Genomic DNA, 21,193 nt, shown 5'->3' with positions numbered 1-21,193 from the left:
TCGAGAGCCAAACATGAACGCCAATAAAGAAAAAGTAGTCGTGGTGGGTGCCGGTCTGATGGGCACCGGTATTGCCCATGCGTTCGCAAGCGCAGGTTTCAATACGCTGTTGGTCGATACCAATGCCGTCTCGTTGACGAACGCCCGGGCAAGCATCGAAAAGATCCTTGCCGATGGCGTGCGTCTGGGCAAGGTCAGCGAAGAACAAGCGCAGCAATCGCTGGCCAATCTGCTGACGTGTAGCGACTTGAGCGAAGCTGCGATGGGGGCCAACTGGCTGGTGGAGACGGTCTCCGAACAGTTGGCGGTGAAGAAGGCGGTGATTGGCCAGGCGGCGCCGCTGCTGGCGGCGGATGCCATTATTGCCACCAATACGTCGGCCCTCAGCGTGACCGAGATTGCGGCGTCGGTGGACTGTGCCGATCGCGTGATCGGCATGCACTTCTTCAACCCCGTGCACAAAATGAAACTGGTGGAGTTGGTGCGTGGTTTGGCCACCAGCGATGAAGTGGTGGCGCGCACTCGCACCCTGTGCGAGCAGATCAGTAAAACCTCGATCGTGGTCAATGAGTCGCCAGGACTGACCACCAGTCGCATGTCTGCGCTGCTGGGCAACGAGGCGATGTGGATGCTGCAGGAAGGCACCGCAACCGCCGAGGACATCGACACGGCGCTGCGCCTGGGCTTCAACCACCCGATGGGTCCATTGGAATTGGGAGACTTGACCGGCTGGGACACGCGGCTGTCGGTACTGCGTTATTTGCACCAGACCTTGGGCGAAAAATTTCGACCTTGCCCGCTGATCATCAAAATGGTCGCCGCCGGACGACTGGGGCGCAAGTCAGGACACGGGGTTTACCGCTATGAAGAGGGTAAGCAAGTACCGGGCTCGGGGCTCAAGGCGAGTGCGCTATGAAAGACATCGTCATTGTTGATGCGGTACGTACGCCCATCGGCAAGTTCCGCGGCAGCCTTGCCGGCGTACGCGCTGATCACCTTGGGTCGTTGGTGATCAGCCGTTTGCTGGAGCGGGTCGATGTCTCGCCGACGTTGGTCGATGACGTGATCTTCGGCAATGTCACGCAAATTGGCGAACAGTCCGCCAATATTGCCCGCACGGCGTTACTCGGCGCTGGCTGGCCGGTCACCGTTGCGGGGCTGACTATCGACCGTAAATGCGGTTCGGGTGAAGTGGCTGTGCATATGGCCGTTGGCGCCATCGCGGCGGGTGCCGCCGATATTGTGGTGGCCGGTGGCGCGGAAAACATGAGTCGCGTGCCCATGGGCAGTAACCGTGAGATCCACGGCGCGGCGTTTGGCTGGATGGCGGCGCAACGTTATGAGCTGACCAGTCAGGGGGAGGCGGCCGAGCGTATGGCTGACAAGTGGGCGCTCAGCCGCGATGCGCTGGACGATTTCGCTTTCGCCAGTCACCAGCGTGCAGCGACTGCCTGCGATGCCGGTTATTTCGATAATGAAACCATACCGGTGGTGGTTGAAGAACTCCGCGAAAAAGAGCTGTCGGAACCCGCTGGTGTGTTGCGTCAAGATGAAACCATTCGTCGTGATACGTCGCGGGAAAAACTGTCGACACTTAAAACCAGTTTTCGTCCGGACACCGGGCGCATCACCGCTGGTAACTCGTCGCAGATCTCCGACGGTGCGGCAGCGTTGCTGCTGATGAGTGCCGACACAGCGAAAAAGCTCGGCCTCAAAGCACGAGCGCGTGTCGTGGCCTTCACCACAGTCGGCTCTGACCCGACATTGATGCTCACCGGCCCGATTGCCGCTACTCAAAAGGTACTTGCCAAGGCAGGACTGAGTATCAATGACATTGATCTGTTTGAGGTCAACGAAGCTTTTGCCTCCGTGCCGCTGGCCTGGATGCAGGAGACCGGTGTGCCGCACAGTAAGTTGAACGTCAATGGTGGCGCCATTGCCCTCGGACACCCATTGGGGGCCAGCGGCGCTCGCTTAATGACCACGATGTTAAATGAGCTCGAGCGCCGTGGCGGGCGTTATGGGTTGCAAGCCATTTGCTGCGCCGGTGGCATGGGCACGGCGACCATCATCGAACGGCTCGATTGAGATGGCTCGCTTGCCGTTGATTCCCCTGGATGCCATGCCTGCCGCGTTGCAAGACGCGGTCGAGCGTGGTCAGAGCAGTCGCATGCTCAGCTCTACGACGCCGGTGCAGGTCTGGGCACATCGACCAAAGGTGGCGTTGGCCTGGCTGGGCTTAATGGAGAGCCTGCACAGCGACAGTCTGCTGGATGAGCGCTTGCGCGAACTGGTGCGGCTGAAAATTGCCAGCATCACCACCTGCAAGGCCTGCCAGCTGGCGCGCAAATCCGACCGTGTGACGGATGAGGATATTGCATGCATGGCGACGGACAGCGAGTACTTCACGCCAGCCGAGCGTGCAGCGCTGCGCTACGCCGAGTTGTTTGCCAGCGATTACCTGAGCATCGATGACGAGCAATTTACTCAACTGGGCGCGTTTTTCTCCACCGCCCAAGTGGTAGAGCTTGGAATGTACTGCGCGCTGATGTTGGCGGGTGGCCGCATGACATTGGTGCAGCAGGCCTACTGAGCAGGTCGCTCATCTAAAATAGTTGATCGAATTATTGAGAAGTGTCTAATACTGTCCTGCTCAGGCCTATTATTAGCCGAAAGGTATAGCCTTCTGCAGGCTGACTCAAAAAATAATGACAATAACAACGGAGACGATCATGTCCACACCGGTACAGAGCGACCTGACCAAGGTATTTACCGACGTCGCTAGCAATTATCGCGGCACCAGTGATATCGATCTTCACGCGACCTACAGCGAGATGCGCGCCAATTCGCCTGTGCTCCAGGACAACTTCATGGCCCGTCTGGGCGTGCCATCGATTGCCGGCCTGGATGCCAATCGACCAACCTTTACCCTGTTCAAATACGACGATGTCATGGCCGTCATGCGTGACGCCGGTACTTTTACCAGTGGTTTTATCGCCGAAGGGCTGGGGGCGTTTTTCGATGGCCTGATCCTCACGGCAATGGATGGTGATGCTCACAAGAGCATGCGTAATCTGCTGCAACCGGTATTCATGCCGGAGACGGTCAATCGCTGGAAAGAAACCAGGATCGACCGCGTGATTCGCGAGGAATACATCAAGCCGATGGTGGCGAACAAGGGCGCCGACCTGATGGACTTCGCCCTGTATTTCCCGATCCGGGTGATTTACTCCTTGATCGGCTTTCCTGAGGATCGCCCTGAGCAAATCGAGCAATACGCCGCCTGGGCATTGGCAATCCTGGCCGGTCCGCAAGTCGACCCGCAGAAGGCCGCCGCCGCCCGTGGCGCAGCCATGGACGCCGCGCAAGCGCTGTATGACGTAGTGAAAGTGGTGGTGGCGGAGCGTCGGGCTGCGGGTGCATCGGGGGATGATTTGATCAGCCGGCTGATCGGCGTCGAGTACCAGGGACGTTCCCTGGACGATCATGAGATCACCACCTTCGTGCGCTCACTGCTCCCGGCTGCCAGCGAAACCACGACCCGCACCTTCGGAACCTTGATGACATTGCTTTTGCAAAATCCGGATGTGCTGGAGCGGGTGCGCAATGATCGTAGCCTTGTAAACAAGGCCATTGATGAAGCGGTGCGTTTTGAGCCCGTGGCCACCTTCAAGGTGCGCCAGGCCGCCAAGGATCTGGAGATTCGCGGTGTGCCGATCCCCAAAGGGGCAATGGTGCAATGTATCGTTACCTCCGCCAACCGCGATGAAGACGCGTTCGAAAACGCCGATAAATTTGACATCGACCGCAAACCAAAACCTTCGTTTGGCTTCGGCTTCGGCCCACACATGTGTATCGGTCAATTCGTTGCCAAGACCGAGATCAATTGCGCACTGAATGCGATCCTCGACTTGATGCCCAATATCCGCCTTGACCCAGACAAGCCGGGGCCCCAGATCGTCGGTGCACAGCTGCGCGGTCCGCATTACCTGCATGTGTTATGGGACTGAACGGCGTCCATAACCCTCTTGTAAATCGTCTGGTTGAACCGCGACAGGTCTTGCGCCTGCCGCGGTTCAACGCATTCTGCCTCAAGGGTTTTCCCGCGCAACGGAATTAATATGAACACATTCAAAAAATGTGTTTAATTAAGTCGAGATGTGCACTATGATTCAGGCACAACAACAAGCCCGAATGCGAAGGGGAAAACAATGAAAGTTGAAGATCTGATTCTCGTCAGTGTCGATGACCACGCGATCGAGCCACCGAATGCTTTTGCTCGCCACATGCCTGCGCGCTTCAAGGGGCGTGAACCTCATGTGGTCAAGAAAGGCGATCGTGACGTGTGGGTCTTCGAGGAGCAGGCCACTGGCTACATGGGCCTCAACTCCGTGGTCGGTCGACCGAAAGAGGAATACGGCATGGAGCCGTTGGGCTACGACCAAATGCGCCGTGGTACCTGGAACATCAAGGACCGTGTCGACGACATGAACGCCAACGGCGTGCTCGGTTCATTGTGCTTTCCAACCTTCCCGGGCTTTGCCGGGCAACGCTTCCAGGTCCACGCTGACCGCGATGTGTCGATGGCAGCCATCCAGGCCTACAACGACTGGCATTTGCACGACTGGTGCAACGCAGCGCCTGGCCGCTTCATTCCGCTGATGATCGTGCCGTGGTGGGACATGAAAGCCGCCGCTGCCGAAGTGGCGCGTCTGGCGAAACAGGGCGTGCACGCGCTGTCGCTGTCGGATAACCCGGCGATTCACGGTTACCCGTCGATCCATAGCGATTACTGGGATCCACTGTGGAAGGCCTGCAGCGACAATAAAGTGGTTATCTGCTGTCATATCGGTACCGGTGTGAAAGCCCAACACGCATCGGATATGTCGCCAATCGACGCCTGGATTACCTCCATGCCGATTTCCATCGCCAACTCCGCGGCGGACTGGATCTGGGCACCGATGTGGAAGAAGTTCCCGGACCTGCGCATGGCGCTTTCCGAAGGCGGCATCGGCTGGATTCCTTACCTGTTGGAGCGCGCGGACTTCACCCACCGTCATCACAACGCGTGGACCAACTCCAACTTCGGCGGGAAGATGCCAAGTGACATCTTCAACAAGCACTTCATCACCTGCTTTATCGAAGACAACTTCGGCCTGAAGAACCTCGACTACTTGAACGCCGACATGGTCACCTGGGAAAGCGACTACCCGCATTCTGACTGCACTTGGCCAAACTCGCCGGAAACAGCGTGGGAAGGGTTGCAGCACCTGCCAAAGGAGATGATCGACAAGGTCACTCACTTGAACGCGATGCGTGAATTCTCCTTCGATCCGTTCTCCATTCACGGTCGAGAAAACTGCACAGTCGGCGCGCTGCGGGCCCAGGCTACCCACGTCAGCATCGAGCCGGCCCTGGGCCTGGGTGGTGCCGATCATGGTCGCCACGACAACAAGCCGGTTACCTCCGGCGACATCAATGCGATGTTCGCCCAGGCTGACGCGCAAACCGCGTTGTAAGTTGCCGCTGTTCCTGCAGTCGCCGGCCATCGGCGACTGCAGGAGCGGTTGCCGTTCTGTGGTCGCTTCGTTCGAGGCGATTGCGCCTGTGTTCAGCGTTAGAGAGCGCATATGGCCATCAGTCAATTTACCTACAGCAACATCCCCCCCGAGGCTGAAGCGCTTCGTGCAGAAGTGCGGGCGTTCATCCATGACACGCTGGCCGATTACCCGCCGACCTTGAGTGCTCAATCCTGGATGGGCTTCAGCGCCGAGTTCAGCAAGAAGCTTGGGTCCCGGGGCTGGGTCGGCATGGCCTTGCCCAAGGCTTATGGTGGCGCCGAGGCGGGGCCCTTTGCCCGATATGTGATTATCGAAGAGTTGCTGGCTGCCGGTGCACCGGTATCGGCCCACTGGATCGCCGACCGCCAAAGCGGTCCGCTGATCAATCGCTTCGGTACCGAGCAACAAAAACAGTATTACCTGCCAGCCATTTGCCGGGGTGAAAGCTACTTCTGCATTGGCATGAGCGAGCCCAACTCAGGCTCCGACCTGGCTTCGATCAAGAGTACCGCCGTCCGTGAGGGCGATAGCTGGCTGGTCAATGGCCAGAAGGTCTGGACCACCAACGCCCATCATTCGCAGTACATGATTGCCCTGGTGCGTACCGGTGAAAAACAGGAGGCCCGTCACGAGGGCATGTCGCAATTCATTGTCGACCTGAGCCTGCCCGGCATCACCATCCGACCCATTCGAGACCTGGCCGGTGGCGAGCATTTCAACGAAGTGTTTTTCGACAATGTGCGGTTGCCGGCTGATGCCTTGATCGGTACTGAAGGCAAAGGCTGGGATCAAGTGACCGCCGAACTGGCCTTCGAGCGTAGCGGCCCTGAACGGTTCCTCAGCTGCATGGCGCTGCTGAAAACCCTGATCGATGCGCTGGGCAAGACCCCCAACGCGTTACAGGCGCGAGAAATCGGGCGTCTTTCGGCCAAGCTGCTGACCCTGCGCAACATGTCATTGTCGGTTACGGCACAGCTGGCAGCGGGTGAGCACCCAGCCTGGGCGGCTTCCTGCGTGAAAGACCTCGGCAATGCCTTTGAACAGGAAATCCCCGAGGTTGCCCAGCTGCTGCTGGAAACCGAGCCACGGCAAGACGGCGGCAGCGAACATGCCCGGGTACTCGCCTACCTGACTCAGATGGCGCCCTCGTTCTCACTGCGCGGGGGCACTCGTGAAATTCTGCGCGGCATCATTGCCCGCGGCCTGGGGTTGCGATAATGCGCGAGATATTTGAAACGACGATTGAACGCCTGTTCGCCGATTTGGCGACGCCCGCTTATGTGATGAGGTGTGAAGGCGGGGAATGGCCGGCGGATTTATGGGCCGCGCTGGATGAGTCGGGCTTCTCTTTGGCGGGTGTCAGCGAAGCGCTGGGCGGAGCCGAAGCCAGTTGGTCTGATATGTATGTGCTGGTGCGTGCCGCCGGACGCTTTTCCGTTCCGGCCCCAATAGGTGAGGCCTTGCTGGCCAACTGGCTGCTGAGCAAGTCAGGCCTGGAGGGGAGGGCTGGTGCGCTGAGCATGGCTGCCAATGCCAATCTGGTGCTCGATGGCGAGCGCGTTAATGGCACCGCCTATTCGGTACCTTGGGGGCGTAATGTCGAAGAGGTTGTCGCGATTGCCAACAGCTCAACGGGGGTTCCGCATGTGGTTTTGCTATCGCGTAGCGCTGCCAGTGAACTCACGCTCAGTCTGAATGTGGCTGGCGAACCGCGTGATGACCTGGGTTTCAACAGCGCCCAGGTACTGGCGCAAGCGCCGCTGCCCAACGGGTTCGACGCCAATGTCCTGGAATTGGGCGGCGCGATGCTGCGCGCGGCGCAGACTGCCGGGGCATTGCATGCGCTATTGGACATGACTGCCAACTATGCCGGGGAACGCAAACAATTCGGCAAGGCCATCGGCTCGTTCCAGGCCATTCAACAGCAACTGGCGGTATTCGCGGAACAAGCCGCCGCCGCCGGGATTGCCGCCGAGGCTGCCTTCGTGGAATCGCGTTGTGGACTCGCCACGTTGACCATTGCGGCCGCAAAAATCAGCACGGCAGAAGCGGCCAGTGTTGGCGCCGGCTTTGCCCATTCGGTGCATGGTGCCATTGGCTTTACCGAGGAATATCCCCTGCATTTGCTCACCCGGCGGTTGTGGGCGTGGCGCAGCGAATTCGGATCGGCCAGCCTTTGGAGCCAACGCCTGGGCGTCCGGGTCTGCCAGGGTGGAAGCGAAGGGTACTGGCCGTTACTGACAGGTCATGGCCAACATTCATTAACCCGACTTGTGAGTGATCCGGTATGAGCCCGTTTCTTCAGATAGAGCGCGATGGCGGTGTCGTCACTGTGCGCATGAACCATCCCGAAACCCGCAACGCGTTGACGACGCCCGAGCAAATTCAGGAGTTTGTCGACCTCTGTGCCCAATTACGTCGCGACCCAACGGTGCGGGTCATGGTGCTCACCGGTAATGGCAGCGCCTTTTGTGCCGGTGGCAACGTCAAGGACATGCATGAGCGTGGCGGCATCTTCGCTGGCTCGCCTTATGAGCTGCGCAACACCTACCGTGATGGCATTCAACGTATTCCCCTGGCGATCTACGAGTTGGATATCCCGGTGATCGCCGCGGTCAACGGCCCAGCGATTGGTGCGGGCCTGGATCTGGCGTGCATGTGCGACATCCGGCTGGCGGCACCCAAGGCGATCTTCGCCGAGAGTTTTGTGCGCCTGGGCATTGTTCCGGGTGACGGCGGCGCCTGGCTGTTGCCGCGCATCATCGGCATCCCGAAAGCCAGCCTGATGGCGTTTACCGGTGACGCTATCGATGCTGCAAAAGCGCTGGAATGGGGCCTGGTAGAGCAGGTCTGCACCCATGAAACCCTGCAGTCGGAAGCGCAAGCCTTGGCGCGGCGGATCGCCAGCAACCCGGGCCATGCGTTGCGGCTGTGCAAGCGCCTGCTGCGCGAAGGCCAACATATGCGTCTCGACTCGCTACTGGAGTTGTCTGCCGCATACCAGGCACTCGCCCATCACACCGAAGACCATCAGGAAGCGGTGGCCGCTTTTGTCGATAAGCGCGAGCCGCAATACCGGGACCGCTGATTACTCATTGCCAACAACAAGAATCGATCTGGAGTAAGCAAGATGCGTGGCGTATTTCGAGAAGACCACAATATGTTCCGTGATCAGGCCCGCCGTTTCGTCGATCGCGAAATCGTGCCCTACCTGCATGAGTGGGAAAAGAACGGCATCGTGCCCAAGGAAGTCTGGCTCAAGGCCGGCGAGAACGGCTTGCTGTGCTCCACGGTGCCCGAAGAATACGGCGGCCCGGGAGGCGACTTCGGTCATTCTGCGGTGATGATCGAAGAACTGGCGCGAGCCAATGCCACCGCGGTGGGTTTTACCACTCACTCGGAAATCGTCACCCCTTACATCGTTGCCTATGGCAGCGAAGAGCAGAAGCAGCAATGGCTGCCGCGCATGGTCAGCGGTGAGTTGATTGGCGTGATCGCCATGAGCGAACCAGGCATCGGCAGCGACCTGCGATCCATGCGCACTTCGGCGCGCCGCGACGGTGATGACTACATCGTCAACGGCCAGAAGACCTTCATCACCAACGGCGGCAATGCCGGCCTGGTGGTGACCGCCACCAAGATTGATCCTGCTGCCAAAGAGCTGACCTTGATCTGCGTCGAAGAAAGTCGTGCGGGTTTTGCCAAGGGTCGTCTGCTGGAAAAGATCGGTCTGAAAGGGCAGGACACTGCCGAGCTGTTTTTCGATGAGGTAAGGGTGCCGGTTGGCAATCGATTGGGGGAGGAGGGGATGGGGTTCAAATACCTGACTCACCAATTGGCCTGGGAACGCTTGATCATTGCTATCCGTGCCGCCCAATCGATCGACACGCTGCTGGAAGAAACCATCGGCTACACCCGTGAACGCAAAGTCTTTGGCAAACCGGTTCTCGACTTCCAGAACACCCGCTTCAAGCTTGCCGAAGCCAAGGCCCAAGCCACTATGTTGCGGGTGTTCGTCGACGACTGCCTGGCCAAGGTGATGCGCGGCGAGTTGACGCCCGAAATCGCAGCGATGGCCAAGCTGCTGGGATCGGAAATGCAGGGCAAGCTGCTCGACGAGTTCCTGCAATTGCATGGCGGCTACGGCTTCATGAGCGAATACAAGATCAGCCGCGCCTGGGTCGACGCGCGAGTGGCCCGTATCTATGGCGGCACCTCGGAGATCATGAAAGAAATCATCGGCCGTACCCTTTGAAGCCAACCTGCATGAGGCAGACAAATGAGTAACTCTCTTTATGATATTTCGCTGAAGCAGATCGATGGCAGTGCCAGCCGCCTTGGCGATTATCGGGGCAAAGTCCTGCTGGTGGTCAACGTGGCTTCTAAATGTGGCCTGACCCCGCAATACGAAGGTCTGGAAAAGCTCTACCAGAGCAAGCATTCACAAGGGCTGGAAGTGCTGGGTTTCCCTGCCAACGATTTCAGGGAACAGGAGCCCTATAGCGACGCGGAAATCGCTGAGTTCTGCTCAGTGAACTATGACGTTCACTTTCCCCTGTTCTCGAAAATCTCGGTTGTTGGCACCGAGCAGCATCCTCTCTACGCCGAACTGACAGCCGCGCAACCCGAGTCCACAGGCGAAGGTCCAATGCGCGAGCGTCTGCTGGGTTACGGGATCGAGTCCGCCAACACGACGGACGTGCTCTGGAACTTCGAGAAGTTTCTGATCGATCGCCAGGGTGCGGTCGTCGCTCGTTTCGCTCCGGACGTTGCAGCGGATGATCCGCGGTTGATTGAGGCAATCGAGGCGCAACTGGCTAAAGAGGCGTAACGCGGTGCAGACAGTCGATACGGTTGGCGCGCTGCGTGCGCTCGTGGCCCGCGCCCGGGGTGAGAACAAGAAAGTCGCACTGGTGCCGACCATGGGCAATTTGCATGACGGTCATATAGCCCTGATTCATTGCGCAAAGCAACGAGCGGACTTCGTCGTCGCCAGCATCTTCGTCAATCCACTCCAGTTCGGGGCCAATGAAGACCTGGCCAACTATCCCCGCACGCCCGACGCTGATCGCGAAAGACTGGTCAATGCCGGGTGTGATGTGCTGTTTGCCCCCGCTGTCGAACAGATCTATCCGGATGGAATGCTCAATCAGGCCATCGTCAGTGTGCCGAACGTTTCTGAAGGTCTTTGCGGTGCGGCACGCCCTGGTCACTTTGACGGCATGGCCACTGTCGTCGCCAAGCTGCTAAACATTGCCCAGCCAGACGTGGCGGTTTTCGGGGAAAAGGATTATCAGCAGCTGGCAATCGTGCGCTCGATGGTCAGGGATCTCAACATGGTGACTGACGTTGTCGGTGCACCGACGATCCGAGCCTCGGACGGCTTGGCATTATCCTCGCGCAACGACTATCTGACCGAGCATGAGCGCTCGGTAGCCCCCGTCCTCTACGCTTGTTTGAAGCAAATGGCGGCGAGTATCCAGCTCGAGAGGCGGGTGGCTGAGCGCCAGTTGATTGAATGTCATCAACGTATCAGTGACGCCGGTTTTCAGCTGGAATACTTTGAAATCAGGAATGCCCAGGATCTGACACCACTGAAAAGCACCGATACTCACTTTGTGATTCTGGTGGCGGCGCGCATTGGCAAAACACGGCTCATTGACAATCTGACAGTGGACCTTCGGGCATCGGAAACTTCACCAGAGGCACAACCATGAGTCATTATCGAGCGATCGCTGCGTTGTGCCTGTGTTTTTTCTCCCTCGTCGGCTTTGCTCAGCAAGCAGCGGTCGACGCTTACAGTGCTGACACCCAACGCGCAAATGCCTTGTTGGTAAAAGCTGTTGACGAGTACAAAGCCAAGGGTGACTCGGCGTTGGCCGAGTTCAGTCGGCAGGGGGCCTTTATCGATGGTGAACTGTACATCTACGTGGTCGATACCTCCGGTGTGATGCTCGCCAGCGGCGGGCCTTCCGCTTCGCTGGTCGGCAAGCCGGTGTTAAGTGTCCTGGATGTCGATCTCAAGGAGGCATTCGAGCATGCCATTGCACAGCCTGACGATGGCATTGTGCGTAGCGCCGAATACCGCTGGTGGAACTGGCAACACGCCAAGGTCGAGCGCAAACGCGTGTTCTATCAGCGCGTCAAGGATCGGTTGATCGTCGTGGGTTACTACATGCCACGGTCCTCCCCCGAACAGGCCCAACAGCTGCTTGGGCAGATTTCGCGACAAGTTGCCAACGACGCGAAAACCACCTTCGGGCTCATTAACCAGCACGATAAACAGTTCACCGAGGATGATCTGTATGCCTTTGTGGTGGATCTCAAGACCAAGCGGTTTGTCGCTCACGGTTTTTCGTCCCGGCTGATCGGCACCGACTTCAAGTCATTGCGCTCAGTCGATGGCAAGCCGATTGGCGAGGCCATCCTCAAACAGATGAGCGGCCATGAAACAGGTGAGATCGTTTATCTGTGGCGTAACCCGATTACCGGGCAAAACGAATACAAGAGAACTTTTCTGCAGCGGGTAAACGGGTTCGTCGTCGCCGTGGGTTGCTATGCAGTCAAGTGATCAAGACAGGTACGACTGGTACCCACTCTCAGGAGCGTGCGCATGACTGATTTGGTATTGCTGCATGGCGGCAACCACGGCTCCTGGTGTTGGGGGCCCTTTATTGAAGTATTAAACCAGCAGCCCGGATGCTTCGAGCGAGTGATTACCCTAGATATGCCAGGGTGCGGCACCAAGCGCGGGCGGGATGTTGTGTCCCTGCGGCTCGATGATGTGGTCGAGGAGCTTAATGAGGACCTGCGTGCACTCGGCGTGAACCAGGCCGTCCTGCTTGGGCATTCCATCGCGGGAGCCCTGCTGCCGATGATGGTACTGGCCGCTCCCCAACTGTATTCGCAGTTGGTGTACCTGGCTTGCGCATTGCCCAGTGAAGGCCAATCAATTCTGCAGCTGCTTGGCACCAGGCTGCATGGCGAAAGTCCGGACCATGTTGGCTGGCCGCTGGATCCTGCGCAAACCACCCCTCAGGCGCTGGCCGTGGCGATGTTCGGGCAAGATTTGAGTGAGCAAACCCTGGGTTGGTTGTTAAGTGAAGCGAGCCAGGACACGACGCCACTCTGTGTGGCGACAGACGCCATCAGCCGCGTGGGATATCCGGGCATCATTGCGGCGAGTTACATCATCACCCTGCGCGACAACATCCTGCCCGTCGACTGGCAGCGGCGGTTTGCGCAACGTGCCGACGCAGAGGTGGTTGTCGAGATCGATACAGCGCATGAGCCGTTCGTATCACACCCGCAGTTGCTTGCGGATGTCGTATGGGGCCTGGAGCGGCATGGGTGATGGGCGACATCGGTGTTTTAAGCCGTAGTAATGGCAAGGCTATCGGCAGCCACTGGTTGATCCTGTCCATTATCTGCTTCAACTTCATCTCGTACGTCTGCAGTGGCTTGCCACTTGCGGTGTTGCCGGGCTATGTCCTCAATGACCTGGGCCTGACCTCGATTTTTGCCGGCGTGGTGATCAGCTCGCAGTACCTGGCGACGCTCCTGGCTCGCCCGTTGGCCGGTGGCGTGGCTGATCGCCTGGGCGCCAAATACGCGGTGGTGTGTGGGCTCAGCGGCTTGATGTTGAGCGGCATCCTGACCGCACTTGCGCTCATCTTGCACACCCAACCCTGGTTGACCCTGACGCTCATACTGCTGGGCAGGCTGGTGTTGGGGGCGTCCACGGCCATGATCTCCACGCCTTGTTGCACCTGGGCCATTGGATTATGTGGTGCGCCTCGGGCAGCACAGGTCATGTCGTGGAACGGAATAGCGGCTTATGGTGGTACGGCAGTCGGAGCGCCGCTGGGCGTGCTGCTGCGTAATTCGTTAGGTATTGCCAGTGTCGGACTGTGCACCGTATTGCTTGGCCTGATGTTCCTGCTTTTGGCGCTGGGCAAGCGCCCGGCGCCCTTGATTTCAGGCGCCCGATTGGCATTTTATCGAGTTCTTTTCGCGGTCATGCCCAATGGCCTGGTCCTTGTGTGCAGTTCAGTAGGGTTTGGCGGCCTGACGGCATTCGTCGCACTGTACTTCGACAGCAACGGGTGGGACAACGCCGCCTACTGTTTGAGTGGGTTCGGTGCTGGTTTTATCGTTGCCCGCTTGTCGTCGCCCGGAATACTGCAGCGATACAGGGGCTACAAGGTGGTGGGCGGCTGCCTGCTTGTACAGACCTTGGGAATGCTGCTGATATGGCTGGCGCCATCTCCCGCACTGGCAATTGCTGGCGGTGCGCTGACCGGGATAGGGGTGTCATGGGTCTATCCGGGATTAGGGGTGGAAACACTGTCCAGCACTCCGGCGGCCAACCGTAATTCGGCGCTCAGTGCACTTTCTTTATTCTTTGATATCGCAGTGGGGCTGGCCGGCCCGGTGATGGGCCTGGTTGCTTCTGGCCTAGGCTATGCGGCGATATTTCTCTGTGCTGCGTTGATGTCGATGGGTGGGTTTGTTGCGGTGCTCTATTTGTGTAGGAATAAAAGGTAGGAGCGATAAGAGGTGCTGTTGCTACGGATGTCCGCCCCATGGCACAGCGGCTATACCCGACAGCGGCTATCAAAAAACGGTTACCAACGTGACCACTTGCAAGACCAACTAGTAATCGCTTGCCGCTGGAGGGTTGTTACGGCGGCATTCCGTTCCCGATTCCGAAAATCGACACGAGGTCATCTGGAGTGGTCCAGCTTTCGCGATGGACGTTGACTGGGCGGTGAGGGGCTCACGAGGGGCGAACTGTATCCCATACGATGCTCATGAATTGCCCTTTATTATTGTTGAAGTGGAGTGCTTTTAATGCCAACTTCGTGCGAAATTGGTTGTCGCTTTACGGTGATCGACACCTCAGTGACTTGCCTGCTTTCTTGTCGGTGAAGCTAGGGCCAAACATTCAGAACTAGCAGTCCGTCAGCATCGGGTTGCCTTGCGCAGACGGAATGATAGTCGTGAAATGGCCTTTCTCCGATCCTGATGACTGTGCCCGATTCGTTCGTGGAATGACGCAAAGATCCGCATCGACTCCATTCACCTCGATGTCGAGCGCATGAACATGAGCACTGACACTGCGGTGGCACGGATCGTGGCGGTCTTCGGTGTGGCGAAGCCGCCGTCTGTTCCCAGTCGGTTTAGCTGGAGGAAGAATCTCTCAATTCTGCGTTGCACCGACGTGCCCAGCGATCAAAATGCGTACCCTTCAGCAACCTGTATTAGTAATTGCTCAACCTGGTGAGTGCCTTGTTTGGTTGAGAGCATTGCTATTGGACTTTTCCCGGAAAAATGATCCTTAGGCTTCGAGAGCCACGAACTGGCTTTCTCTCTTCTACCAAAAAGTACTTCTGCCATAGCGGCGATGTAGGCATGTCGAAATAAGCGCTCACTCTCATCCACCGTGAGTCTCTGCCCGAGCGTCAACCTAGAGCTGAGTGTCTTGTAAGGGATGATCTGGTCGCGTTGTTGCGGGGGGATTTTGCCCTGCTCGCAAAAAATGTTGATCCGATCGGCTGAAAAGCCGGCATTGATCATCTCATGGATGTCCGAGTCTGAAGCGTCGATGGGGACATTGAGAAAATCTGACAACCGGTCCCGGAAGTCACGAAAAGAATTCTCGTTCAGCACTTCGGCAAGCATGGCGCACCTTCATGGTTGGATCTTTGCCACTTAGTATCTGGCACATCCGTATCGCATGAAAGCGCGCAAATTTTAACGGCCGCTGCCGCATGGTTCATTTAGAACTGGAGGAGGCAGGGAAGCGCCCAATCACTAGAGCGTTCGGTCGGGGAAAAAACGATAGGGATAGCTAAATTCATGTCGACGCATGCTTGTTGGCTCAGTCGCTTGCCGCCAAATCAGAAGCCAATTCGTGGAGAGACAGCGCCTCAGGCAAGAGAAATTGCGGCTCGCATTCCAATACGGTGGCTATGCGATATAGCTTTTCCACGGTGATGTTGACTTCACCGCGTTCAATACGCCCCATATAGCTACGATCGACACTGCAGGAAAGCGCCAAGGCATCTTGTGAAAATCCTTTGGCCTTCCGTTGTGTCCGTATTCTTTCGCCCAATGCCTTTGCAAGCTGATGCATAACCGCCTCGGTTCCCACTGAGGCGGCACTATCGTGCGTTTGCGGATGAATCAACCACGGATTATAATCCGCATTTTGATCGTTCCGCGAATTTCCCTTCCAGGTGCCTGCATGAAACCCGATTCATTTATCCTCGACAGGCGGCTTTACGACCTGTTTCAGCAGGAGCATCTACGCCAATTTACGACCCAGGAGCTGCGTGACGCGTACGCTACTCACCTGACGGGTATGACTTTTAACAGCAGCGACTTGCGTCGATATGTCTATGAGCAGATCCGACGCATGCTGCGTAGTGGATGGGTCATTCAGGATGAAAAACGACAAAAGCGAGGTCAGATCTATCACTGGCACGGTATTCCGGCGAACTTGCAGGTGGAGCTCGTCGATAATGGGTACGAGAGCAGTGCTAAGCCGATAAATAAACCGTTACATAAGCCCTTACAAAGCATTGATCCAGAGCAGTCAGGCCCAGATGTGATCGAGCACTTGGAGTCCATACTCAAAGAAATTCGCCTAGACTTCCTTTCTTCAATGGGAGAGGCGGAGCGGTATAAGCAGCTGCTCGACGAAATGCCGCATCTGAAAGACCAAGTCGAAGGCGAGTATCTGGAGGCTCGAGACCGAAGCTCTCGTCTTCTAGGGCATCTCCGGGCGGTCGAAAAGACGCTCAAGACAGTCACGTCCGCACGATGAAAGCATTGCCGAGAAAATGGCAGAGCCAATGCATTGAGATCGCGTTGGAACACTACACCTCAACGCCGCACTTCTTCTGTCAAGCCACCCCGGGGGCGGGGAAGACTCGGATGGCCGCAGAGCTTGCTCGGCGTTTGTTACAGCAGGGCAAGATTGATCTCGTGCTGTGTTTTGCTCCCTCGTGCCAAGTCGTCGAAGGTTTTCGCATTACGTTCTCTACAGTATTGGGGAGGCGATTGGATGGACTGATCGGTGCCATTGGAATCGCAAGTACCTATCAAGCCATGGAGCACCAGGATGAGGCTTTCTGGAGGCTTTTCGATGACTATCGCGTGTTTGCAATATTCGACGAAATCCATCACTGCTCAGGACACGATCCGCTTTTAAGCAATGCCTGGGGACAACAAATTCTTTTGAAGATGCAGGACCGTGCCGCCTTTACTTTGGCTCTATCGGGTACACCCTGGCGTTCCGATGACAGAGGCATTGCTCTGGCTCGTTACTCCAACCCGGAAGGCCGATTGATTTGCGACTATCGTTACGGCCTTAAAGAAGCCATTTCCGACGGGGTTTGTCGGTCACCACGCATTGTTCTGTTAGATAACCAGATGCTGAGGCTCAAAGAAGACTCTGCAAACGAGAGTACGATCAAGCTTTTTCCCAGCATCGCTAAGCTGCTGCGTGAGTCTCCGGTCTCATACGAGGATCTGATTTGTCATGAGGACGCGCTTCACCAGTTGCTTGACCTGGGGAGCAAGAAACTTGATGAAGTGCGGATGCTTAAACCGAATGCCGCGGGCTTGGTAGTTGCCACGAATATCGAGCATGCTCACCAAGTCGCCATGGCCCTGAAGGACAAGGGCGAAAGCTTCCAAGTCGTGACAACCAGAACCCCGGATGCGCAACAGGTAATCAATGGGTTCAAAAATAGCGACTGCCGGTGGATCGTTGCAGTGGGAATGATCAGTGAGGGGACCGATATTCCTCGGCTTCAAGTTTGCTGCTACCTCAGTCGAATCCGTACTGAACTGCATTATCGTCAGGTGCTGGGAAGAATCCTTCGACGTATGGGCGAGATTGATGATCAAGCTTGGTTATTCGTCCTGGCGGAGCCGACACTGAAGCGATTCTCTCAGCGTATCGCAGATGATTTGCCGGAAGATTTGGCTGTTGTGTGCGCTGTAGGTGCGCCTGCACCCCAGGCTTGTGCAATCGAAGGTGAGTTGGATTGCTCCGTGAACACGCTCAGTGGAGACCCAGGCAGCTCTACGCCTACTGCTACGGCGCAGAAATTTCTATCGGAGGTCGATTTGTCCCCTACATCGACTTTTCAAATAAGCTTTTCGAAGAATTATCGCCAGCAATTGCTGGCCGTTTTCTGATGTGTATTTTGTCCATTAAGAGACCATATCAGTGCTGGTTCAGCGTGGCCTGGGGTCCACCTATGTTGGAACTTGTGATCCATCTCTCCGCTGAGCTCGGTCAACAGCCACCCTTCTTTAGCACTGATGGAGGAGGGAGGTCGCTGATCGTGATCGGCGCGACAGCAAACCATTTTGCTCATCAAGAGCGTGGGGGGTGGTAATGAAAGGTAAGCGCAAAGCGAAAACATCGAAATGGGCCATGAAATTTCAATTTGAAACTGAGGCTCGGCGCTCAATGTTCGCTAGGTCTGAAAAAGCGTCAAATCGTTTTCTTGATGCTGCGCTGCATTTGGGTTCAGTCCACGAGCCGCTGGGCAGGCTAGCCGGGGCCCTATCCAACCCCCACTCAAAAAGTCCAGACCTGCCAGCGCTGCTTTCCTCCGTCATCAACATAGTTTGCAAGGCTGGCCAGCTTCTCGTAACAGAATGGCAGCGAGCAGACGGGCCAAGGGGGCAGGGGGACAAGGCAGTCGTTGATGTCGAAATTGAACAGCTTCTACGTCAGCGGTTGCTTGACCTGTTTTTCTGCGACTATTGGGGGGAGGAGACCGGCCATACCCTGACAGGAGATTCATGGTGCTGGGTAGTTGACCCCAATGATGGCACAAATGATTTTCTGAGAGGGCTGAAAGGCTCAGCTATATCAATCGGCCTTCTATACAAACACACACCAATCTTAGGTGTGGTCTACGCACCCGTTACCCTCGAAGGGGTTCCAGATTGCATCGCTTGGGCAGAAGGATTGTCCAATTTGCTACGCAATGGGAAATCCGTGGCCCTCAAGCTTCCGGGCATGATTTGGTCGAGTGATAGTCGCGTGATGGTCAGTTCAGCTGCCGTAAATAAGGCAGTAATAAATCGCCAGCTTTGCGCTCCAAGCAGTTTTGTCGCCATGCCCTCGATTGCCTACAGGCTTGCAAAAGTAGCCGCTGGCGATGGTGTGTGCGGTGTATCTGTATGCCAGGTATCTGCGCATGATGTTGTCGCGGGTCATGCGTTGCTTAAGGGAGCGGGCGGCGTTCTGCTCAATGAAAATGGCGAATCAATACGGTACGTGACGCAGGACAATATGCAAGTAGTATCACGACGCTGTTTTGGTGGCTTGGAAGCTGTGTGCCGAACATTGGCTGCTCGAGATTGGGATCGAATTTTCACAGATGATTAATTCGTTTTCCTGGAAAATTAGTCTGTCGCAGAAGCCAACAAACGATCCGCGTTAACCGTTTCGCACAATCAAGAGGTGTCCCGGCGATGTATAAATCCTTCAGCAAGAGTCAAGTTCCGCGCCGTATGTTTCCAGCCAACGATAATGTCTAATTGGTTTCGCGAAAAAATGGACCAATGCAGCCTCGTCCAGCGATGGTTTCGAGGAATAAATTGGTCTAGCAATATCGCCAATGATTTCCAGTGCAGGTGATAATCCTTACAATTCATCGAACTCCGGTATTATATCGTTTTCATACAATAATTTTAGATACCTAGCGTGTAATTGAAGTAAGCTGAGGTTTTCGGCGCGTAGTGTTTCAATCTCACCTTTCAATTTGGAATGTGCTACTAATAAATTCTTCCTAGACATCGAATTTCCCTTCGGCTTTGTTCCTGTTCTTATTAGGGTTTTAGCAGTCTCAAACTCTCTGTAAATTGCTCCTTCTTTTGTTTTGTATAGTGAGGTTCTTTCATATAAATAACCCGTTATGGCCTGAATGCTGGCGATAAAACTATTCCAATTCAGTTCGCCGTCTTTATTGATATCCCAGCTTTTGAGGATGTTAATAAATGTCGCGGCATCGTCTTCGGTAATTCTTCTGCGCTTCATTCAAAATCCTCATGCAACTGAGTTTTCAATGTTCTCAAAAAATCGCGCTCGTTGAGCTTAATACCCGGGAAGAGGAATATAATATTGTTATACATTTCATTGATGTGATCGGTTTTTAAGGTGCCATTCGTATTAATGCAGTAAGATGAAACTATACGGCCTACATTCCAGGAGGGTACATTTGATTTGCTGTAGTTCACGAAACCCGTATTGAGGGCGCTTTCTTTTATTCTGTTGAGGCTTTCAAAAAGTTTTTTATCAGAAAAAAGGTATGATTTTCTAAACGTAAATCCAGTTTTCTCCGAAAATTTTTTTAAAATAATATCCACGAAAGGAAGACCATCTTTGATTCCCCAGTCTTCCGCAAAAGCATTAAAAGATTCATGAATGTTAAAATATGTACTATGTTGTGAAGTCATTTTCCTCTCACAAATGACCCATCCATTGGCAGAAAGAAATATCATTCCCTTGGCATATAGATCCAATAACTTGTCTGAAAGAAGCTTCCGTGTTTTGAGATTTTTTTGAAGAGCCATAGGGGTTGTTTTTGCATATGGATATTTCTCCTGTATGTACTGTGTAACTTTAGAAAGAGATGGCGAGCCAAGAGATTCGAAGTGCCAGTTATCCAAAATGTGTGAAACTATGTATTCAGTATTCCAATACCATCTTGAAGAAGAATCTCGCTTGACTAAGTTGTTCTCTAGAAGTTGCTTGCTCATGATTTCGTAGGAGCGTGCCATTTCCTTATTGCACTTAATAAACTGATGCTTTATCTGTATGTCGTGTTTATCCTTGAAGGTCTCACAAACATTATCCCAAGTAGGAAGCCCTCTATCCACCGTCCAGGAAGTCATTAATGAATTGAACAAATCCACCGTCTCGCGATCAATGTCGCAATGTCCAATTCTGCCCCTTTCATACAAGTTTTGTTTCAGTTGCTTTGTGTTGTTATCGCGTAGGGCAAGTGCTTTTGAAACTATATTGTCTGTTTGTGTAGATGGCGGTAAGGCGCATAGCGCCTCACTGGAGATCATTGGGTCAGAACAAATATCTATTTGCTTTTTGTATCTGGAAATTTTTCTTTTATGGGAGTTCAGAAATTTTTCCGCACCAGGTTCTCCACTATTTACTGCTATTTGAGCGGCTTCAATAACAGGTGTTAATTTTGCGATCATTCTGTGCGCAACTGCCAATGATCTCTCATCACCTTTTTTAAAACAGTGTTCTGAGCAATCTATGCACTGAAATATATTGGGACAGGGTCCAGAATTGTAATCGTGCCGGCATAGACCTAGCTCGGTGACGTGAAGAGATCCAATAACATTCCTGAAAAAATCCTCCGTTGACACTCCCGTCGGCTTGTACTCATCTTCATATAACTCATCGAGAAAGCCTCCAAACTCAAATCCTGATCCGTTCGCATTCTCGTCGACTAGGTCAATTTTATCTGTGGGCGTACGATGATCGTATGAGCTGTTTTGTGCGTATTTCGCTCATCGTGACCGGTCATTTCGCTAACAACGTGACCGATTCCTGCCCCCCATTGCGCGGGGTCTAA

21 protein-coding genes are annotated in these 21,193 nt (G+C 55.2%); 17 read left to right on the top strand and 4 right to left on the bottom strand.

The annotated features are described in order from the left end of the window. Positions 1-13: 13 nt before the first annotated feature. The 14 genes from AC3WWR_RS09450 (at position 14) to AC3WWR_RS09385 (ending at position 14,108) form a co-directional block, all read left to right on the top strand. Positions 14-916, top strand: a complete 903-nt coding sequence (locus AC3WWR_RS09450; RefSeq protein ID WP_020798201.1) for a 3-hydroxyacyl-CoA dehydrogenase — start codon at positions 14-16, stop codon at positions 914-916. Then, a complete protein-coding gene (locus AC3WWR_RS09445) occupies positions 913-2,088 on the top strand; it encodes a thiolase family protein (RefSeq protein ID WP_020798200.1) in 1,176 nt (391 codons plus the stop codon). The genes AC3WWR_RS09450 and AC3WWR_RS09445 overlap by 4 nt, the downstream gene beginning before the upstream one ends. Position 2,089: 1 nt before the next feature. Then, positions 2,090-2,593 carry a carboxymuconolactone decarboxylase family protein gene (locus AC3WWR_RS09440; RefSeq protein ID WP_020798199.1) on the top strand — a complete coding sequence of 168 codons (504 nt, stop codon included), beginning with the start codon at positions 2,090-2,092 and terminating at the stop codon, positions 2,591-2,593. A gap of 139 nt (positions 2,594-2,732) precedes the next feature. Next, positions 2,733-4,010, top strand: a complete 1,278-nt coding sequence (locus tag AC3WWR_RS09435; protein ID WP_020798198.1) for a cytochrome P450 — start codon at positions 2,733-2,735, stop codon at positions 4,008-4,010. 201 nt (positions 4,011-4,211) lie between these two features. Further along, positions 4,212-5,519: an amidohydrolase family protein gene (locus AC3WWR_RS09430; RefSeq protein ID WP_020798197.1), complete on the top strand. Its 1,308-nt coding sequence runs from the start codon at positions 4,212-4,214 to the stop codon at positions 5,517-5,519. A 111-nt stretch (positions 5,520-5,630) separates the two neighbouring features. Further along, complete coding sequence (locus AC3WWR_RS09425) at positions 5,631-6,779, top strand: acyl-CoA dehydrogenase family protein (RefSeq protein WP_020798196.1); 1,149 nt, start codon at positions 5,631-5,633, stop codon at positions 6,777-6,779. Further along, positions 6,779-7,852 carry an acyl-CoA dehydrogenase family protein gene (locus AC3WWR_RS09420; protein ID WP_020798195.1) on the top strand — a complete coding sequence of 358 codons (1,074 nt, stop codon included), beginning with the start codon at positions 6,779-6,781 and terminating at the stop codon, positions 7,850-7,852. Before AC3WWR_RS09425 ends, AC3WWR_RS09420 begins: the two co-directional genes overlap by 1 nt. Beyond that, complete coding sequence (locus AC3WWR_RS09415) at positions 7,849-8,649, top strand: crotonase/enoyl-CoA hydratase family protein (RefSeq protein WP_020798194.1); 801 nt, start codon at positions 7,849-7,851, stop codon at positions 8,647-8,649. Before AC3WWR_RS09420 ends, AC3WWR_RS09415 begins: the two co-directional genes overlap by 4 nt. Before the next feature lie 42 nt (positions 8,650-8,691). Further along, complete coding sequence (locus AC3WWR_RS09410) at positions 8,692-9,816, top strand: acyl-CoA dehydrogenase family protein (RefSeq protein ID WP_033040994.1); 1,125 nt, start codon at positions 8,692-8,694, stop codon at positions 9,814-9,816. 24 nt (positions 9,817-9,840) lie between these two features. Further along, positions 9,841-10,392, top strand: a complete 552-nt coding sequence (locus AC3WWR_RS09405) for a glutathione peroxidase (protein WP_033040996.1) — start codon at positions 9,841-9,843, stop codon at positions 10,390-10,392. A gap of 4 nt (positions 10,393-10,396) precedes the next feature. Then, entirely contained in the window at positions 10,397-11,278 is an 882-nt protein-coding gene (gene panC, locus AC3WWR_RS09400; protein WP_020798191.1) for a pantoate--beta-alanine ligase, read from the top strand. Next, complete coding sequence (locus AC3WWR_RS09395; RefSeq protein WP_033040998.1) at positions 11,275-12,132, top strand: cache domain-containing protein; 858 nt, start codon at positions 11,275-11,277, stop codon at positions 12,130-12,132. The genes panC and AC3WWR_RS09395 overlap by 4 nt, the downstream gene beginning before the upstream one ends. Before the next feature lie 42 nt (positions 12,133-12,174). Further along, complete coding sequence (locus tag AC3WWR_RS09390) at positions 12,175-12,915, top strand: alpha/beta fold hydrolase (protein WP_020798189.1); 741 nt, start codon at positions 12,175-12,177, stop codon at positions 12,913-12,915. Next, positions 12,915-14,108 (top strand): MFS transporter, encoded by a 1,194-nt coding sequence (locus tag AC3WWR_RS09385; protein WP_033041000.1) that lies wholly within the window; start codon positions 12,915-12,917, stop codon positions 14,106-14,108. The genes AC3WWR_RS09390 and AC3WWR_RS09385 overlap by 1 nt, the downstream gene beginning before the upstream one ends. Before the next feature lie 687 nt (positions 14,109-14,795). Here AC3WWR_RS09385 and AC3WWR_RS09380 read toward each other — a convergent pair. Both AC3WWR_RS09380 and AC3WWR_RS09375 read right to left on the bottom strand, forming a co-directional pair. Next, positions 14,796-15,245 (bottom strand): Xre family toxin-antitoxin system antitoxin, encoded by a 450-nt coding sequence (locus AC3WWR_RS09380; RefSeq protein ID WP_492598659.1) that lies wholly within the window; start codon positions 15,243-15,245, stop codon positions 14,796-14,798. A gap of 199 nt (positions 15,246-15,444) precedes the next feature. After that, positions 15,445-15,699: a helix-turn-helix domain-containing protein gene (locus AC3WWR_RS09375; protein WP_020798186.1), complete on the bottom strand. Its 255-nt coding sequence runs from the start codon at positions 15,697-15,699 to the stop codon at positions 15,445-15,447. Positions 15,700-15,810: 111 nt separating this feature from the next. On the opposite strand from AC3WWR_RS09375, the gene AC3WWR_RS09370 reads away from it, so the two are divergent. From AC3WWR_RS09370 to AC3WWR_RS09360, 3 genes are all read left to right on the top strand, one after another. Further along, complete coding sequence (locus AC3WWR_RS09370; RefSeq protein ID WP_033041408.1) at positions 15,811-16,392, top strand: VspR family transcription factor; 582 nt, start codon at positions 15,811-15,813, stop codon at positions 16,390-16,392. After that, complete coding sequence (locus tag AC3WWR_RS09365; RefSeq protein WP_033041406.1) at positions 16,389-17,774, top strand: DEAD/DEAH box helicase; 1,386 nt, start codon at positions 16,389-16,391, stop codon at positions 17,772-17,774. Before AC3WWR_RS09370 ends, AC3WWR_RS09365 begins: the two co-directional genes overlap by 4 nt. A 202-nt stretch (positions 17,775-17,976) precedes the next feature. Next, positions 17,977-18,981, top strand: coding sequence for an inositol monophosphatase family protein (locus AC3WWR_RS09360; RefSeq protein ID WP_225441924.1), 1,005 nt, complete (start codon positions 17,977-17,979; stop codon positions 18,979-18,981). A 258-nt stretch (positions 18,982-19,239) separates the two neighbouring features. Here the strand turns inward: AC3WWR_RS09360 and AC3WWR_RS09355 are convergent, their stop codons facing one another. Next, positions 19,240-19,632, bottom strand: coding sequence for a hypothetical protein (locus AC3WWR_RS09355; RefSeq protein ID WP_151142552.1), 393 nt, complete (start codon positions 19,630-19,632; stop codon positions 19,240-19,242). Beyond that, positions 19,629-20,810, bottom strand: coding sequence for a hypothetical protein (locus AC3WWR_RS09350; protein WP_492598658.1), 1,182 nt, complete (start codon positions 20,808-20,810; stop codon positions 19,629-19,631). The genes AC3WWR_RS09355 and AC3WWR_RS09350 overlap by 4 nt, the downstream gene beginning before the upstream one ends. Between the last annotated feature and the right edge of the window lie 383 nt (positions 20,811-21,193).

Source organism: Pseudomonas sp. EB271-G4-1 (genome assembly GCF_058791355.1).
Note: the sequence above shows the minus strand (reverse complement) of the source record. Positions and strands in the feature narration are given on the sequence as shown.

What these genes read in the sequence shown, in the direction of transcription:
- AC3WWR_RS09370 (WP_033041408.1), top strand. Translation starts at nt 15,811, where the DNA reads ATGAAACCCGATTCATTTATCCTCGACAGGCGGCTTTACGACCTGTTT.
- AC3WWR_RS09390 (WP_020798189.1), top strand. Translation starts at nt 12,175, where the DNA reads ATGACTGATTTGGTATTGCTGCATGGCGGCAACCACGGCTCCTGGTGT.
- AC3WWR_RS09435 (WP_020798198.1), top strand. Translation starts at nt 2,733, where the DNA reads ATGTCCACACCGGTACAGAGCGACCTGACCAAGGTATTTACCGACGTC.
- AC3WWR_RS09415 (WP_020798194.1), top strand. Translation starts at nt 7,849, where the DNA reads ATGAGCCCGTTTCTTCAGATAGAGCGCGATGGCGGTGTCGTCACTGTG.
- AC3WWR_RS09355 (WP_151142552.1), bottom strand. Translation starts at nt 19,632, where the DNA reads ATGAAGCGCAGAAGAATTACCGAAGACGATGCCGCGACATTTATTAAC.
- AC3WWR_RS09350 (WP_492598658.1), bottom strand. Translation starts at nt 20,810, where the DNA reads ATGATCGCAAAATTAACACCTGTTATTGAAGCCGCTCAAATAGCAGTA.
- AC3WWR_RS09405 (WP_033040996.1), top strand. Translation starts at nt 9,841, where the DNA reads ATGAGTAACTCTCTTTATGATATTTCGCTGAAGCAGATCGATGGCAGT.
- AC3WWR_RS09445 (WP_020798200.1), top strand. Translation starts at nt 913, where the DNA reads ATGAAAGACATCGTCATTGTTGATGCGGTACGTACGCCCATCGGCAAG.
- AC3WWR_RS09425 (WP_020798196.1), top strand. Translation starts at nt 5,631, where the DNA reads ATGGCCATCAGTCAATTTACCTACAGCAACATCCCCCCCGAGGCTGAA.
- AC3WWR_RS09375 (WP_020798186.1), bottom strand. Translation starts at nt 15,699, where the DNA reads ATGCATCAGCTTGCAAAGGCATTGGGCGAAAGAATACGGACACAACGG.
- AC3WWR_RS09410 (WP_033040994.1), top strand. Translation starts at nt 8,692, where the DNA reads ATGCGTGGCGTATTTCGAGAAGACCACAATATGTTCCGTGATCAGGCC.
- AC3WWR_RS09450 (WP_020798201.1), top strand. Translation starts at nt 14, where the DNA reads ATGAACGCCAATAAAGAAAAAGTAGTCGTGGTGGGTGCCGGTCTGATG.
- AC3WWR_RS09395 (WP_033040998.1), top strand. Translation starts at nt 11,275, where the DNA reads ATGAGTCATTATCGAGCGATCGCTGCGTTGTGCCTGTGTTTTTTCTCC.
- AC3WWR_RS09420 (WP_020798195.1), top strand. Translation starts at nt 6,779, where the DNA reads ATGCGCGAGATATTTGAAACGACGATTGAACGCCTGTTCGCCGATTTG.
- AC3WWR_RS09380 (WP_492598659.1), bottom strand. Translation starts at nt 15,245, where the DNA reads ATGCTTGCCGAAGTGCTGAACGAGAATTCTTTTCGTGACTTCCGGGAC.
- AC3WWR_RS09365 (WP_033041406.1), top strand. Translation starts at nt 16,389, where the DNA reads ATGAAAGCATTGCCGAGAAAATGGCAGAGCCAATGCATTGAGATCGCG.
- AC3WWR_RS09430 (WP_020798197.1), top strand. Translation starts at nt 4,212, where the DNA reads ATGAAAGTTGAAGATCTGATTCTCGTCAGTGTCGATGACCACGCGATC.
- AC3WWR_RS09385 (WP_033041000.1), top strand. Translation starts at nt 12,915, where the DNA reads ATGGGCGACATCGGTGTTTTAAGCCGTAGTAATGGCAAGGCTATCGGC.
- AC3WWR_RS09360 (WP_225441924.1), top strand. Translation starts at nt 17,977, where the DNA reads ATGAAAGGTAAGCGCAAAGCGAAAACATCGAAATGGGCCATGAAATTT.
- AC3WWR_RS09440 (WP_020798199.1), top strand. Translation starts at nt 2,090, where the DNA reads ATGGCTCGCTTGCCGTTGATTCCCCTGGATGCCATGCCTGCCGCGTTG.